Source organism: Agrobacterium sp. LR_9 (assembly GCF_041954855.1).
In the GTDB taxonomy this organism is placed as follows: domain Bacteria; phylum Pseudomonadota; class Alphaproteobacteria; order Rhizobiales; family Rhizobiaceae; genus Agrobacterium; species Agrobacterium leguminum.
The window spans coordinates 42004-57385 of record NZ_JAVAYA010000015.1 but is presented as its reverse complement, the minus strand read 5'-3'; the positions used below and the strand labels follow the sequence as shown (position 1 = coordinate 57385).

At 56.6% G+C, this 15382-nt stretch carries 12 protein-coding genes and 1 pseudogene; 11 read left to right on the top strand and 2 right to left on the bottom strand.

The genetic code is table 11. The features are described from left to right. Nucleotides 1-31 precede the first annotated feature (31 nt). The 11 genes and pseudogenes from RAC79_RS17345 to RAC79_RS17295 all read left to right on the top strand — a co-directional run bounded on the left by RAC79_RS17345 (nucleotide 32) and on the right by RAC79_RS17295 (nucleotide 12232). Entirely contained in the window at nucleotides 32-739 is a 708-nt protein-coding gene (locus RAC79_RS17345; RefSeq protein WP_374997348.1) for an IclR family transcriptional regulator, read from the top strand. A 146-nt stretch (nucleotides 740-885) separates the two neighbouring features. Then, complete coding sequence (locus RAC79_RS17340) at nucleotides 886-1899, top strand: ABC transporter substrate-binding protein (RefSeq protein WP_374997347.1); 1014 nt, start codon at nucleotides 886-888, stop codon at nucleotides 1897-1899. Then, nucleotides 1899-2720, top strand: a complete 822-nt coding sequence (locus RAC79_RS17335) for an ABC transporter ATP-binding protein (RefSeq protein ID WP_374997346.1) — start codon at nucleotides 1899-1901, stop codon at nucleotides 2718-2720. The genes RAC79_RS17340 and RAC79_RS17335 overlap by 1 nt, the downstream gene beginning before the upstream one ends. After that, on the top strand, nucleotides 2713-3603 hold the full coding sequence (locus RAC79_RS17330; protein WP_374997345.1) for an ABC transporter permease: 891 nt from the start codon (nucleotides 2713-2715) through the stop codon (nucleotides 3601-3603). Before RAC79_RS17335 ends, RAC79_RS17330 begins: the two co-directional genes overlap by 8 nt. 188 nt (nucleotides 3604-3791) lie before the next feature. Next, entirely contained in the window at nucleotides 3792-4748 is a 957-nt protein-coding gene (locus tag RAC79_RS17325; protein WP_374997344.1) for a hydroxyacid dehydrogenase, read from the top strand. Nucleotides 4749-4772: 24 nt separating this feature from the next. Then, entirely contained in the window at nucleotides 4773-5444 is a 672-nt protein-coding gene (locus RAC79_RS17320; protein WP_374997343.1) for an RraA family protein, read from the top strand. A gap of 471 nt (nucleotides 5445-5915) precedes the next feature. Next, nucleotides 5916-6413 (top strand): annotated as a pseudogene (locus tag RAC79_RS17315) (transposase); the annotation flags it as partial. A 343-nt stretch (nucleotides 6414-6756) separates the two neighbouring features. Further along, on the top strand, nucleotides 6757-7920 hold the full coding sequence (locus RAC79_RS17310) for an efflux RND transporter periplasmic adaptor subunit (RefSeq protein WP_374997342.1): 1164 nt from the start codon (nucleotides 6757-6759) through the stop codon (nucleotides 7918-7920). Nucleotides 7921-8074: 154 nt separating this feature from the next. After that, nucleotides 8075-11239 (top strand): efflux RND transporter permease subunit, encoded by a 3165-nt coding sequence (locus tag RAC79_RS17305; protein ID WP_374997341.1) that lies wholly within the window; start codon nucleotides 8075-8077, stop codon nucleotides 11237-11239. Nucleotides 11240-11317: 78 nt separating this feature from the next. Beyond that, nucleotides 11318-11722, top strand: coding sequence for a hypothetical protein (locus RAC79_RS17300; RefSeq protein WP_374997340.1), 405 nt, complete (start codon nucleotides 11318-11320; stop codon nucleotides 11720-11722). Nucleotides 11723-11779: 57 nt separating this feature from the next. Beyond that, complete coding sequence (locus RAC79_RS17295; protein WP_374997339.1) at nucleotides 11780-12232, top strand: hypothetical protein; 453 nt, start codon at nucleotides 11780-11782, stop codon at nucleotides 12230-12232. Between the two features lie 86 nt (nucleotides 12233-12318). Here RAC79_RS17295 and RAC79_RS17290 read toward each other — a convergent pair whose 3' ends face one another. Continuing rightward, a complete protein-coding gene (locus tag RAC79_RS17290; protein ID WP_374997338.1) occupies nucleotides 12319-13134 on the bottom strand; it encodes a helix-turn-helix transcriptional regulator in 816 nt (271 codons plus the stop codon). Nucleotides 13135-13212: 78 nt separating this feature from the next. Beyond that, nucleotides 13213-15372 (bottom strand): TonB-dependent receptor, encoded by a 2160-nt coding sequence (locus tag RAC79_RS17285; RefSeq protein ID WP_374997337.1) that lies wholly within the window; start codon nucleotides 15370-15372, stop codon nucleotides 13213-13215. Between the last annotated feature and the right edge of the window lie 10 nt (nucleotides 15373-15382).

Below are 15382 nucleotides of genomic sequence, written 5' to 3'. Positions count from 1 at the left end.
GACTGAAGGGTTCATAAGGAAGATGGTGCACATGGACGACGAATATGAGCAACAGTTGCCTCGAGTAAAAGGCGTGGCCTCCGCCGATCGGCTTCTCACCGTCCTGTCCGCATACCGGCGGGGCGATGATGCGCTGGAGTTGACCGAGCTTGCCGAGCGGACAGGCCTGGTCAAAAGCACGATCATGCGCTTGTGCGTCTCGCTCCAAAGTTTCGGCTTCATAGAGCGAATGCGGGACGGTCGGTATCGTCTTGGGACTGAGATCGCCAGGCTGGGTTCCGTTTACCTGCAATCCTATGCGCTTGAATCTGAGGTTATGCCGGTCCTGGAGCGGCTTGTTGCGATATCGGGCGAGACCGCCTCGTTCTATATCCGGCGCGGCGATCAACGTCTCTGCCTGTTCCGCCACGATTCGCCATCTCCGTTGCGCATGCATGTACGGCCCGGCGATCTCAGACCCATGGACGAATCGTCAATCGCGCAGGTTTTACGTGCGTTCGAAGCAGGCCAGACCGCGAGCGTCAAAGATATTGCGCTGCCAATCTATTCCAACGGCGTGACGGATCCACACGTTGCCTCGATGGCCGCCCCCGTATTCGGAGCAGGCCAACGTCTGCTAGGAGCGCTCGCGATCACGGGGCCAGCTTCGCGGCTGACTGCGGAAAAGTCGGCGCAGGTTGCCCAGCAACTGCTCAGTCTCGCGGACGGGCTGACGAAGTCACTCGGAGGCGAGCAATAAAATTGAAACGGCGTTGCATTTTTTATTTGCAACGCCGTTTCGAAATGCTAACAAGTTGCTGCTCATCGGGAGGATGGGTACGCGCTCATAATTGTCGTGAACCCTCCGAGAGCCTGTAGCAGATGGCGAAACTCGTGGAGGAGTTCATGATCAATCTGACAAGACGTCAATCTCTGGCCTTTGCCGGGATTGGCCTGTTTGCGGCCTCTGGAGCGCCTTTGATTGCGAAGGCGCAAGAGAAAAAGACTATCAGGGTTGCTACGCAGTACGGTACCAGCCATCTAGCGACGACTGTCGCGGAAAAGCTGTCACTCTTCCAGAAGCACGCAGAGAGCAATGCAATCGCCGGAACCGAATTTCAGGTTCAGCGTGTCAGCGGCTCAACCGTCATCAACGACGGCATCTTCAGCGGCAGCCTCGACATTGGTGCCTATGGCTCCACTGCCCTGATTGCAGCCTGGGCCAAGACCAAGGGCTCCTACGACCTGAAGGGGATCGTGGCGTGTAACGAAGCGGTTTTGACCCTTTACACCAACGATCCGTCGATCAGGTCAATCAAGGACATCAAGCCCACTGACCGCATTGCGGTGACCGGTACGACCTCGCCACAAGCCATCATGTTGCAAATGGCGGCCGAGAAAGAATTCGGCAAAGGGGAGGCGAAACGCTTTGACAAACAGATGGTCCAGTTGCCGCACCCCGACGCAACGACCGCTTTGATATCCGGAAACGGAGTTACACTCTACTTTGCCGCGCCACCGTTCATCAGCGCACTTGAGGCGTCCGGGAAATGCTTCAAAGTCACCGATGGTCGAGAAATCATAGGAGGGCCTTTTTCCGGCGCGCTCTATGCTTCGGCCCAAAAATTCGCGGACGCAAATCCAAAAGCGTTGGCAGCATTTGTGGGGGCGCTGAAGGAAGCGATGGATTTCATCCGGAGCGATCCGGGTAAAGCCGCCGAGATCTATATGGCTGCCGAGAAAACAAGCCTCTCCGCAGCTCAGGTCGAAGAAGCGATCCGTGGCCAGGCTTTCGCGATTGAACCACGAGGGATGCAAAGCCTTGCGGACTTCCTGGCAAGCACTGGTGCTATCAAGCAGGCACCTGCCAGCTGGCGTGATATGTTCTTCGAGCCCGTCAGCAAGGGAGATGGTAGCTGATGGATATGAACACACAATCGGCAAATGGCACGCAGGGCATGCCCGCATCCTCGCCCTTGCTCTCGGTCAACGGCGTCACCCTGCAATACAAAACGGGAGCAGCCATTCTCACCGCGACTTACAAGGTCAGCTTCAACGTCCAGAAGGATGATCGCTTTATTTTGCTTGGCCCGTCCGGCTGCGGAAAATCGACGCTTCTGAAAAGTGTTGCGGGCTTCCTCGCACCGGTTGAGGGCGACATCAATCTGGCCGGTAAACCGGTCCGAGGTCCCGGGCCCGATCGCATGATGGTGTTCCAGGAATTCGACCAGCTGATGCCGTGGATGACGGTGATCGACAACGTGATGTTCCCGATGCGCCGGTCTGGACGTTTCCCGAAGTCCGAAATCCGCGACAGGGCACGGCGCGTGATTGCCAAGGTAGGGCTCTCGAAGTTCGAGAATTCATATCCTCACATGCTTTCCGGCGGCATGAAGCAACGTGTGGCGATCGCCCGTGCTCTTGCTATGGAGCCGCAGATGCTTCTGATGGACGAACCCTTCGCGGCCCTCGATGCGCTGACCCGTCGGCGTATGCAGGAAGAACTTCTGGAGCTCTGGGATGACGTGCGGTTTACGCTGCTATTCGTCACCCACTCGATCGAGGAGGCGATCATCGTTGGCTCCCGGATTCTCGTCCTTTCTCCGCATCCCGGCCAGGTTCGCGCCGAGCTCGATGCGACCGCCTATGGGCATCAGCATCAGGGCGATGCGGACTTCATGGCGTTCAACAGAAAGATCAACCAGATGCTCTTCGGCGATCAGGAGGTTGCCCATGACTGAGGTTCTGACGGCGCGGCCGACCCCGTCCCCCAGGCCCGACCTGGAGTATAAAACTGTCGATATCGCGCAGATTGGCAGCATCAAGCAGGATGTTGGCTTTTGGGAAGGCCTTTTTAACATTACCGGGTTTCGGCGCGCGCTGGTGCTGATCGGTTTGTGTGTCATTTGGGAGGTCTATGCGCGTTATCTCGGCAACCCCCTGATGTTTCCTTCTTTCAGCGAGACGGTGACGACGCTTTGGGCCGATATCATTTCCGGACGGCTACCTTCTGCAGCGATAACGTCGTTACAAGTTCTCGTCACAGGTTACGCAACCGCTATCGCGCTTGCGGCAGTCATGACGACCCTTGCGATCTCGACGAGGTTTGGTACGGACCTGCTGGCCACCTTGACAGCCATGTTCAACCCCCTGCCAGCAATCGCTGTCCTGCCTCTTGCACTTCTATGGTTCGGGCTTGGCACCAGCAGCATTGTCTTCGTAATTGTCCACTCGGTTCTTTGGGCCGTGTCGCTAAACACATTCACGGGCTTTCTGTCGGTCAGTCAAACCCAGAAGATGGCCGGTCGGAACTACGGTCTTGGCGGCTTGCGCATGGTGTTCTTCATCCTCATTCCGGCAGCCTTTCCGTCGATCCTCTCTGGCTTGAAGATCGGCTGGGCCTTTGCCTGGCGCACTCTGATTGCGGCTGAACTGGTTTTCGGGGTTTCGGGAAATGCTGCCGGTCTCGGCTGGTACATTTTCGAGGCTCGCAATGCGCTCGAAACCTCCGGTGTGTTCGCAGGGTTGCTGACCGTCATCGTCATCGGCCTTGTGGTCGAAGGGCTTGTCTTCCGGACGATCGAACTTCTGACAGTTCGCAAATGGGGAACCCAGAACGGCTGATGGCGGCGTAAAAAGGTAGCCGGCGCGGAATAGATTTCGGCGGTCGGCCAATCTCAAAGACACGGGGATATCAGGCAACCTGCGGCGCAGGCCGGGTGCTCTTTCCCGAATTTTCCGGCAAATGGTACAGATGAGGCGCACATATGACTGCGACGAATGAAAATGATGGACAAAGTCAGGGTCGAGTGATGGTTACTGGAGCCCAGTTGGTCTCCGAAGCCATGCAACTGCTGGCGGATCATCGGCTGTCCCCGATTTTCGCTCCGGCCTATTCGACACCGGCCGATCTGGCGGCCATAGCGCGCGATAATCATGTCGATGCAATTCTGGTGCGGCAGGGATCGATCGACCGGTCGGTGATCGCTGCATCGCCAAGATTGAAGGTGATCGCGAAGCACGGCAGTGGCGTCGATAATATCGACCTTGCGGCTGCTACCGAAATCGGTGTTCCGGTTCTGCGGGCTCTTGCCGCCAACGCCCAATCGGTGGCGGAGTTGGCAATCAGCCTGACGGTCAGCCTGATGAAGGATGTTCTGCCGCTCGATGCTCAGGTGAAGGCGGGCGGTTGGCCGAAGACGAAGTATGTGGGGCGTGATCTCGCCGGTGCGGTGTTCGGTGTCGTCGGTTTCGGAGAGATCGGTCAGCGCGCCGCCGCCCTTGCCCGCGGCCTCGGCATGAAGGTCATTGCCTATGATCCGTTTGCCGCGGATACGTCGGAGGTTACGGTCAGTCGCGATCTCCGCGAGATCCTGAAAGCTGCTGACGTCGTCAGCCTGCATTGCCCGCTGATGCCTCAGACGCACCATCTCATCAATGCCGAGCGCCTGTCATTAATGAAGCCGGATGCCTTTCTGATCAATACGGCGCGTGGTGCGGTGGTCGATCAGGCTGCACTTGTCGCGGCGTTGCAATCGCAAGCGATTGCCGGTGCCGCCCTCGACAGTTTCGAGGAGGAGCCACCGCCGGCCGACAGCCCGCTCTGGGGACTTTCCAATCTCGTCGCGACGCCGCATGTCGGCGGCGCCAGCCGCTCGGCGCTGCGCAACATGGCGGTACAGAGTGCTACTCACATCATCGGCGTCCTGGAAGGACGAGGCTATGACAACCAGGCGCTTGCCAACAAGAACCTCACTTCTGCCGCCTGAACCTATCGACATTGGAGAATTGACATGATCGGATTTCGGATTTGTGCGCGCGACCGAAAGGTAGATGCAAAATGGATAGATGCGTTTCGCAGCCTGCCAGTTGCCAACATCAGCGACGTGATGAGCCGCATGACAGCTGGCGGTGCAGCACTTCGCCCGTATTACATCGGCGGCATGATGGTCGGTCCGGCGATCACTGTGAAGGCGCGTCCGGGCGACAATCTCATGGTCCACAAGGCGCTAGATATCGCCGAACCGGGTGACGTCGTAGTCGTCGATGCTGGCGGGGATCTGACAAACGCCATCATCGGCGAGCTGATGGTGGCGCACGCAATTCAGCGCGGTCTCGGCGGCATCGTTATCAACGGCGCCATCCGCGACAGCGCCGAATTGTCCGCCGGATCATTTCCGGTGTTTGCCCTCGGCGTCACTCACCGCGGTCCCTACAAGGATGGTCCGGGCGAGGTGAACGTGCCGATCTCGATCGGCGGAATGGTAATCAATCCTGGCGACCTCGTATGTGGAGACGCAGACGGCTTCCTCAGCGTGCACATGGACGAGGCCGAAGACGTTTTTGCAGCGGCGATAAAAAAGCATGAAGCCGAGATGAAGCAGATGGAAGCGATCCGCGCGGGTAAAAATGACAGGGCCTGGGTAGACGCCGCCTTGACGAAGCTGGGCTGCATTACAGCATGAAAAAACCCCGGCCGCCGCACAACCTGGCGGCGGCTGACCGTATGGAGTCGGAAGAGCCAACCGAGCAATTTCCAGATGGAGTATTTATCTAGGGCGCGGCCCGTTTGATTCCCTTCAAGAGCATAACCTCACAAACTGTCCGCATCGCTGCCCCCGGCGTCTGGTACCCTCCGCCACCTTGCCGGATCACGCGATTTCGAGGCTTTCGAATTGCTTCAGGACACCCATTCCCTCCGCAATTTGAGCATGTCCTCTGGGTCAAGCCAGCTTTGGGCCGCGTACCGCTATCCAAGCCGGCCCTGTGATCGTGGCTCGACGGAATTCGGTCAAAAGCGGGCTTGATCGACGCGATACGGTGGCTCTGTCGTCACGCCGCCAATGTTCGTGAACGCCTGCACGGCCTTGCCTGGTTGCGAGAGCCGCAATCGGCGATCAACCAAAACGATGGGTGCCCGTGAGGTATGATGCTTCGTGTTCATAGACGAGACCTGGACGGCAACCAATATGGCTCGCACTGCAGGAAGGGCGAGCGGTTGCGAATGGAGTTTCCTCATGGTCACCGCAAGACAACCACACTGGTTGCGGGCCTGCGCAGTACGGGAATGGTCGTACCGCTCGTCATCGACGGGCCGATCAACGGCGAGTGGTTCGAGGCCTATGTCGCTCAGGTTCTGGTGCCGATATTGAAACCGGGCGACGTTCTCATCCTTGATGATCTGTGGAGCCACAAGAGACCGGCGGCGCGGGAAGTGATAGAAAAGGGGGCGCGAGACAATGATGTTTCTTCCGCCGTACAGCCTATACTTCAACCCCATGGAGAAGGCCTTCTCCAAGCTGAAGGCACTCCTGCGGAGGACCGCCGAAAGAACTGTCACCGGGCTATGGGACAGGATTGGAAAGATCATCGATCTGGTCGAGCCGCAAGAGGTGACCAAGAGGGCCAGCGTGGCGATTCTTGCAGGCGGCTAGCCCCGGGTGCAGGGATGTCGCCGCCCATGTGGTTCGCACGGTCAGGGCGCCCGGCCTCGGCCAGAACCTCCCATTGGACATCCGTAGCGTTTAGCGGAAGGCATGGATCGCTGTACGCGAGGTTTCGATGCGCCGGCAGGTTGGCGTTTCTGCGAAATATTTTGACCGTATTGCGCAATGACGCCAGCTAGAATTCCCGATAATTTATGAGAACTAAAGTCCAGATTTTCTTCCCCATTGGAAATCTGGATGCGCTGGTGTTTGACCCTGACCCCAGTCTCAAACACCGGCGCCCATTTGTCCCCACCGCGTACTGCGGTATTGAAACCTGCTGGACCGTCGAATGAGCATTCTAGTATCTGATTTTGCGCAAAGGCTGCTCTATGCTGCCGTGCTTACCTCCCTTCTTTCCAGTTCATCTCTCGCGCAGGAGGCTTCAGCCATGCCTCCCCCCGCGGTGACCGTCGTGGAGCTGACGCAGAAATCCGTCGCCTTGAGCTATCAGTACTCGGCACGGATTACCGCTAGCCGTGATGTTAACGTGCGCGCTCAGGTCGGCGGTATTCTTCTAAAGCGTAACTTCACAGAGGGGGCCCATGTCAAAGCCGGGCAGCCACTGTTTTCGATTGATCCCGCTCCATACAGGGTCGCACTCGCGCAAGCCAATGCGCAATTAAAGCAAGCGGAAGCTCAGCTTAACCAGGCTCGGCGAGAGGAACAGCGCAGCGCGACCCTTTTCGAGAAAAACGTTGGAAGCGAGAAGTCTCGTGATGACGCGATTTCAGTGCGAGAGCTTGCAGAGGCGGCAGTTGCAGTCGCCCAGGCACAGGTGGCTGCCGGACAGCTCAATCTGGATCATACATCGGTGGTTGCCCCGGTTGACGGGCTAACCAGCATGGAGCAGGTGTCTGAAGGAAGTTTGATTGGCACGGATGGCGATGCAGGATTGTTGACAAAGATCACGCAGCTCGACCCCGTATACGTCAATTTTTCGTTTTCCGACAATGAGACAGCGGAGGTGCAACGTCTGATATCCTCCAAGGCGGCGACGGGAGATAAGCCGGAGCTTCAAGTCGCTGTCACTTTTGCCGATGGTTCCGGGTATGAATATACGGGCATCGTCGATTTCACATCGCCCACGATCGATAAAAAGACCGGAACGCTGCAGGCCCGTGCAGTTGTGGCGAACCCGGACCGAAGATTGCTTCCAGGCCAATTTGTCCGCGCGCGGATCACGGGAGTTTCGATGGACAACGCCATTACGATCCCTGACATGGCGCTGATGCAGGGACCGCAAGGGCAGTTCGTCTATACGATCGATGGGGAAGGGAAGGCGAAAATCAGCCCGGTCACCCTTGGACAGAAGATCGGGAAGGAGTGGCTCGTGACCTCCGGTCTTTCTGCCGGCGACAAGGTTATTTCAGAAGGCATCATGAAGGTGATGCCCGGAGCGCCTGTACAGGTTACAGAAAGTATAAACGCCTCGACAAAAATTGCTAAAAACTGAGAGGGCCGCGCGTTCTCAACCGGACGCGACGACCAGTTTGAATAGAGTGCCAAGCGCCTGTGTGCGCGGGATGCGCGCGCAACGCCCTTTTGCAACGGGGTTCGGGAGACCGACGCGCTGACCAATACCAGCCCATGGCCATGAGAGTATCATCATGACATCGCGATTGTTCATCGACCGGCCCGTTCTGGCAGCCGTTATTTCCATCGTGCTCGTGCTTGCGGGCCTTGCTTCCCTGGGTCTTCTTCCGATTGCACAGTATCCGGAACTGACGCCGCCACAAGTTGTGGTGACGGCAAGTTATCCGGGCGCAACTGCCGAAACTCTGGCGCAAACAGTTGCAGCCCCGATCGAGGAGCAGATCAACGGCGTCGATAACATGATCTACATGCAGTCGTTTAATTCCGATGACGGGACGATGCAGCTCACGGTCACCTTTGCCCTTGGGACAGATCCAGACCAGGCAACGATCAACGTCAATAATCGCGTCCAGCGTGCGACTGCCTCCCTTCCGGAGGACGTGAAGCGGCTGGGAGTGACAGTCGAGAAGCAGTCAACATCGATCCTTGGCTTCATCGCGATGTATTCGTCAAACCCGCGTTATGATCGTGCGTTTGTCGGCAACTACGCGCTTCTGAACATCGTCGACGATCTCAAGCGCATTCCCGGGATCGGTGACGCAAAGATCCTCGGCGACATTGATTACTCCATGCGCATCTGGTTGCGACCCGACAAACTTGCCCAATACGACCTTACTCCGACGGATGTCGCCACGGCCATCAGGGAGCAGAACTCACAGTTTGCTGCGGGGAAAATCGGCGATCAGCCCAGTCAGAACGATCAGTCCTTCACCTACACCGTCACGACCCAGGGACGGCTTCCCGACACGGTGGCATTTGAGAACATCATCCTGCGCTCCGGTGACGACGGCGCTGCCCTGCGACTGAAGGACGTCGCGCGTGTGGAGCTGGGCACCAAGAGCTACACGCTTGACAGCCAGCTGAATGGCACGCCCGCTGTTCCCGTCGCGCTCTACCTGCAGCCGGGCGCCAATGCGCTGAACACTATGACAGCGATCAAGGCCCGGATGGATGAACTGAAAATCGCCTTCCCGGACGGGATACAGTATGCCGTCCCCTATGATACGACACGCTTCATCCAGGTGTCGATTGATGAGGTGATCCACACCTTTATCGAGGCGATCGTGCTCGTGGTATTCGTTGTTTTTCTGTTCCTGCAAAACTGGCGAGCGACGCTCATTCCGGTCATTGCAGTGCCGATCTCGATCGTTGGCACATTTACGGGCATCTATCTCCTCGGCTTTTCAATCAACCTGTTGACCCTTTTTGGCCTCGTACTCGCCATCGGCATTGTCGTCGATGACGCGATCGTCGTGCTGGAGAATGTCGAGCGTCTGATGAGTGTCGAAAAACTGTCGCCACGAGAAGCTGCCATCAAGGCCATGAGCGAGGTGACAGGTCCCGTCATCGCTATCGTGCTGGTGCTATGCGCCGTTTTTATCCCCGTCTCGTTCATGGGTGGGCTCGCGGGAGAGATGTACAAGCAGTTTGCCGTCACGATCGCCATATCCGTGATCCTGTCGGGCATCGTAGCGCTCAGTCTTACACCCGCATTGTGTGCCCTTTTGCTGAAGCCGGGCCACACCGAACCGCTCTTGCCTTTCCGGATCTTCAACCGCGGTTTTGATGCTCTGACGCGCGGTTATACGGCCGGAGTTCGGTTCTTCATCAAACGCTTTGCGACCGGACTGCTCATCGTCAGTGGTATGCTTGGAGCGACCGGCTATCTTTTCTACACCCTGCCGGGCTCACTCGTTCCGGATGAAGATCAGGGCGTGCTCTTCACTGTCACAATGCTGCCACCTGCCGCCTCCCTGACGCGGACCAGAGCAGCAATGGACCAATCGACGACAATCCTGTCGGAACACCCCGCGATCAGTCAGGTGTTCGCCTTCGCTGGCTTCGACATTCTTTCGAGCAGCCTCAAATCAAATGTCGGCACTTCCTTCATCAACCTGAAGGATTGGGACGAGCGAAAGACCGCCGACTTGGATGCAAGAAATTTGCCGGGACCGATGATGGGGATGAACGCCGGCATCAAGGATGCAGTTGTTCTGGCATTCAACCCTCCAGCCATCATGGGCATGTCAACGACAGGTGGTTTTGAAGCCTATATTCAGGACCGGGCGGGGCTGGGAACCGAAGCTTTGGGCCAACAAGTGGCCAAGATTGTCGAAATGGCTGCCAAACGGCCGGAACTGACATCGGTCCGTACAAGCTTCGACACGAATATTCCTCGCTTTACGGCAACGTTGGACCGCGAAAAGGCAAAGGCGATCGGGGTACCGATCAACTCGGTCTTCGACGCGATGCAGGCTACCTTCGGCAGCCTTTACGTCAACGATTTTACTCTGTTGGGCCGAAACTACCAGGTCAACCTTCAGTCGGAGGCTCCCTTCCGTGAGTCTCCCGATGATGTTCGACAGGTCTTCGTCCGGTCGGATTCCGGAAACATGGTTCCCCTCAGCGCACTCGTAACGCTCACGCGGACAATCGGCCCCGATCAGGTGGAGCGCTTCAACGCCTTCGCGTCTGGCAAGGTGACGGGCGATCCGGCCCCCGGCTATACGTCCGGTGACGCGATCCGCGCCATGCAGGAGGTGTCCAGGGAGGCGCTCGGTGAAGGGTTTCAGATCGCATGGACCGGCTCGGCTTATCAGGAACTGGAGGCCAGCGGATCAGGCTCACTCGCCATGATTTTCGGTGTCGTGATGGTGTTTCTCATTCTCGCCGCGCAATACGAGCGGTGGAGCCTGCCACTGGCTGTGATCACCGCAATTCCTTTTGCTTTGTTCGGCGCACTTCTCGCGACGATGCTGCGGGGCCTTACAAATGACATCTATTTCCAGATTGGCATGGTGACTTTAATCGGACTGGCGGCGAAGAACGCGATCCTGATTGTTGAATTCGCCGTGCTCAAGCATCGGGAGGGTGTCACTGCCGCGGAAGCCGCCCTTGAAGGTGCCCGTCTCCGTTTCCGCCCCATCGTCATGACGTCGCTCGCCTTCATTCTCGGTGTGTTGCCGCTTGCGATCAGCAGCGGGGCTGGGTCGGCCAGCCGCCACGCGATTGGAACCGGCGTCATTGGCGGGATGCTTGCAGCCACCTTTATCGCGACGTTCTTCATTCCGATGTTCTATCGCCTGATCACCTGGAGGGAGCGTCAGCCGGCAGTCGAAAAATTGCATCAAGATCACGACAGCTCGGTCGATACCGAATTAAGACCCGGCCATCTGTGAGTGCTGGCCTGTCACCAAGCCGCGTCCCCGAAATTCAAAGAGCTAAAAAGCAATCTGGCAAGGTCGAAGGAGAAAATCATGAAAATGGACGCCTCTCAGTTCCCCTACGTCTGGGTCGATTTTACACATAGTCACGCAGAGCCAGAACATGATCACAAAGAAGATTTCGAAAGATTCGAAGCTCTTCTGGCACGGAAGGAGAAGTTCGTTTTTCTCAGTCTGACTGCTGAGGAAGACGACCACGAGCACACCCAGGAGGAAAAAAAGCAGGTCTCTCTATGGATGAAAAGACACAAACACGATCTGCGTACATATGTGAAAGGCATGGTCCATATTGAGCCCGGCGCAGCAAAGCGCCTGGCAATGAAGGCGTTCGCGGCGGCATTCGCCAAATTCTGGGGATATCCGTTGCTCATTGCTGGTTCCGAAGAAGAGGCTTTGGGGTTTGCCCAGCGTCTCTTGTCGGAGGCGCCGGATAAGTAAGAACCCGCCACATCTGCTCGAATCGCAAACCTGAGCCGGCCGGGTCACGCAATCCGCTTGATCAAAGCCATTTGGCCGGATCGCGATATATTTTGTCCGGATGCCGATATGCAGAAATCAGGCAAACATGACATAGGATGTCATCTTTTTGTCGGTCGTCGACGATCGACATCACCCGTCGCCAGTTCTGCTGATATTTTAGGAACAGTCATGTCACGAACTCCCTACCTCCCTGTGATCGTCATGTTGTTTTCATTGTTTATATCGTTCGGTAGCGCACATGCGGACGGAGTTACGGTTCAACATGCGATGGGTGAAGCCGAGGTCAGGAAAGACCCCAACGTCGTTGCGACACTAGATGTTTCAGCACTCGACACCTTGTATGCTATCGGCGTTGATGTGCAGGGGGATGGAAATGAGTGTCCGGGTCTGGGAAAAGCAGTCGATCATCAATTATTTCAGGCCGTCGCGGCGGATTTGAGGCGCGGCATCGTGGATGCGACCAGATAACGCCGTAGCTGACCGGCAATATTGCATTGGTTTCGGGATTCGGGAGGGTCGTCGGATTTCGGGTGCACGAAGATGAAGCGGTAATTTCAAGACGGGTGCACCTCGGTCAGGCTGTAGTTTTGGTCCATCAGATACCGGGCTGGCGGCTTTCCCAACGTCTTTCGAAACATTGTCACGAAACTGCTTGCACTTTCATATCCAAGATCTATTGCGACATTTTGAACGATTTCGCCGTCGCCCAGTCGCTGAAGGGCGAGGACGACATGCAGCTGACGTCGCCACCGGCCAAAGCTCATGCCGGTCTCAAGCTGAAGCGATCGGCTCAAGGTGCGTTCGCTCAATCCGATCCTCGCTGCCCATTGGGCTAAAGTCGCCTTGTCTCCCGGATATTTGAGAAGCAAATCTGCAAGCTGCTGAAGGGGAGCCGATTTCGGCATCGGGAACGAGAGCTTCACTTCTTGTGCAGCATCGAGTTCATCCAACAGGACAGCCAGGATGCGAAAATCCGCGTCGAAGAATGGCGCATCGACAGGCGACTGCGCGCATCTGAGAACCAGCTCCCTCGAGAGAGGCGAAACGGAAAGAGTTGCGCAGGACTTTGGCTGCCTGGTGATCAATTCAGGGTCGATGAAGACCGCGTAGCATTCGATGTTACCAGACAAGCGCCCCGAATGAGCTTTCCCTGCGGGCATCCACAGCGCGGAATGGGGAGGGACGATCCAGACACCATCGTCTGCTTCGCAAGTCACCATTCCTCTGAGGTTCAGCAAAAGCGAGGCCTTGTTGTGTGCGTGTTGTCCCTTCTCCCAATAGGAAACCGCTTTTTTTGCACCAACGACGATGAGAGGTTTATCCACCGTATCAGGATCAAATTCGGTCTCGAATTCTTCCAGGATAGGCATTGGAAAACCTCTTCATCATCTTCAATCAGTATTGGCGCAGACGCACATGCCATCATAGCGCTGCTATAGCGTAGCCGGTCAGAAGGATTTTGAAATCCCGACCCCCAGGACGCGGCCCTGGCTCACGGAAACAAGCTGGCTGCCGAGGAAACCGGCGGAACCGAACGTTTCATAGCGTTCGTCGAACAGGTTGCGTCCGAAACCGTAGATTTCAAAATCACCGCCTGTGTTTTTCCAGCCGACCCGGGCATTGACGATGCTATAGGCGTCAAGGTCGAATGTGGACTGCACATCAGCAGGGCGAGAGCTTCTGTACTGATAATCTATGGCGGCATTGAACGAGCCGGGCAAGCCTACCATTTCAGCATCCGTTTCATAAGCCAGGCCCGCCGAGACACTCCATTCCGGGATATTGGGAACCCGGTTGCCTTCGAAAATCGAGCTCGCTCCGTCCGAACCGAGGCGGGTGTGTGTGTAGCCTACGCCCGCGTTGAAGCTCAATTCGTCCGTAATTGCAGCACGCGCCTGCAGTTCGAACCCGGACGTCTCATAACTCTGGAAAGTCGTGGCGAAGCCTCCAAGGCCCGGATCATAATAGCTCAGGACGCCGTTCTTCACGTCATTATAAAAGACACTCCCGTCCAGTTCGAGACGGTCATCGAAAAGTGCGACTTTGGTTCCAAGTTCGTAAGTCCAGTTCTCTGCCGCCGGATAAGCGTCGGCCACGATACCGTTGTTCGGATAGGAAAACAGCGGGTAAATTCTGGTTCCATGACCCCGGGCGATGGAGACGTAGCTCTGTGCGGTTTCGTTCCATTTGTAGGCGAGCGCGGCGCGTCCTGTAAGATAGGTTCCGTCGGCATCGCTATCGCCCGTCAGGCTGGCAACCCGAAGATCGTTGGTCTGTTTGAATTTGATGTCATCATGGCTCAGGCGCCCCCCGAATGACACTTCCCATTTGTCGCCGAGCGGGACGGAGGCGTCACCGAACAGGCCGAGATTCAAAGCTCGAAGGTTCGTGTCCATGGTGACGAGACCGGAATATGGGAATGGCGCGCATTGAGGAGCGGTGCAGCTGTGGTCGAGATCCGAGTAATTGAGACTTCCTCCCACGACCCACCTGATATCGTCCCCTTCAAGGGAGTTAAGCCGGATTTCCTGACTGAAGATTTTTTCCTTGTCGACGCCGTGCCAAACATTGCTCCCTACCAACGGGAACAACGATGGAATGAGCACATCATTTGCTTCGGTCCGGGCCGTCATCTTGTTACTCTGAAAGCCTGTAATGGACGTGAGGGAAAAGTTTTCGAACTCGTGCTTGATAGTGAGTCCGACATCGGCATGCGTCGTAACATAGTCAGGTTCTGTCACGACTCCACTGACAGGAAACCCTGGCGCTCCACGCAAAAGAGAAAAGGGGGCGTTTGAATCGTCACGAAGATAATTCCCGGTTAGTGCGATGGTCGTGTCATCGAGGCCATTGAATTGCAGCCCTCCGCGAAAGGCACCAATTTTTCTTGCGCCGAGATCGTCGGTGAACAGGCTGTCGATGTCCCCGTCATAGTGATTGAAGCGAATTGCCATTCGCCCGTTCAAGGCGTCGGGAATCAGCACGCCGCCGAGTGTGGCTTCGCCCATGGCATAGCCATGTCCTCCGTATTCGGTTGTGATCTTTGCCTCGTGTTCGCCGTCTGGCTGTTTGGTGGTCACGTTGATTGCGCCGCCGAGCGCATTCGTGCCCCAAAGCGTTCCCTGCGGCCCGCGAAGGACTTCCACATGATCGATGTCAAAGAGCATATTCTGAGAACTCAACATACTCTGGGGTATGCCATCAACCGTAAAGCCGATTGTGCCATCGGAGAAGTTGTTCGGCACGCCCAGCGAACTGATGCCGCGTATCGAAAAGAACTGTCTGCCCACGGACGCATTCTGCCATACGACATTTGGAGACGCTGCTGCGATCGCTCCGCCTGAGTCGAGTGCATTGCTTTCAATGTCTTCCGGCTTTACGACGGTGATGCTTTGAGGCACGTCCCTTATGTATTCTTCCGTTTTTCGTGCAGTTATGACGATTGGCTTGAGGATGGTCGATTCCTGTTCGGTCGCTTCCTGGGCAATCGCGGGGATAGCCGACGTGGCCACGATCGCGAGCATCCACACGCAAACAAGGAGTTTCATGCTATATTGGTTTTGGAGTTTGTTTTGACCATCTGGCTTGCTATCCGCGTCGCTGTTCATGCTCTATCGT

What these genes read in the sequence shown, in the direction of transcription:
- RAC79_RS17325 (WP_374997344.1), top strand. Translation starts at nt 3,792, where the DNA reads ATGGTTACTGGAGCCCAGTTGGTCTCCGAAGCCATGCAACTGCTGGCG.
- RAC79_RS17330 (WP_374997345.1), top strand. Translation starts at nt 2,713, where the DNA reads ATGACTGAGGTTCTGACGGCGCGGCCGACCCCGTCCCCCAGGCCCGAC.
- RAC79_RS17320 (WP_374997343.1), top strand. Translation starts at nt 4,773, where the DNA reads ATGATCGGATTTCGGATTTGTGCGCGCGACCGAAAGGTAGATGCAAAA.
- RAC79_RS17335 (WP_374997346.1), top strand. Translation starts at nt 1,899, where the DNA reads ATGGATATGAACACACAATCGGCAAATGGCACGCAGGGCATGCCCGCA.
- RAC79_RS17290 (WP_374997338.1), bottom strand. Translation starts at nt 13,134, where the DNA reads ATGCCTATCCTGGAAGAATTCGAGACCGAATTTGATCCTGATACGGTG.
- RAC79_RS17340 (WP_374997347.1), top strand. Translation starts at nt 886, where the DNA reads ATGATCAATCTGACAAGACGTCAATCTCTGGCCTTTGCCGGGATTGGC.
- RAC79_RS17310 (WP_374997342.1), top strand. Translation starts at nt 6,757, where the DNA reads ATGAGCATTCTAGTATCTGATTTTGCGCAAAGGCTGCTCTATGCTGCC.
- RAC79_RS17305 (WP_374997341.1), top strand. Translation starts at nt 8,075, where the DNA reads ATGACATCGCGATTGTTCATCGACCGGCCCGTTCTGGCAGCCGTTATT.
- RAC79_RS17285 (WP_374997337.1), bottom strand. Translation starts at nt 15,372, where the DNA reads ATGAACAGCGACGCGGATAGCAAGCCAGATGGTCAAAACAAACTCCAA.
- RAC79_RS17345 (WP_374997348.1), top strand. Translation starts at nt 32, where the DNA reads ATGGACGACGAATATGAGCAACAGTTGCCTCGAGTAAAAGGCGTGGCC.
- RAC79_RS17300 (WP_374997340.1), top strand. Translation starts at nt 11,318, where the DNA reads ATGAAAATGGACGCCTCTCAGTTCCCCTACGTCTGGGTCGATTTTACA.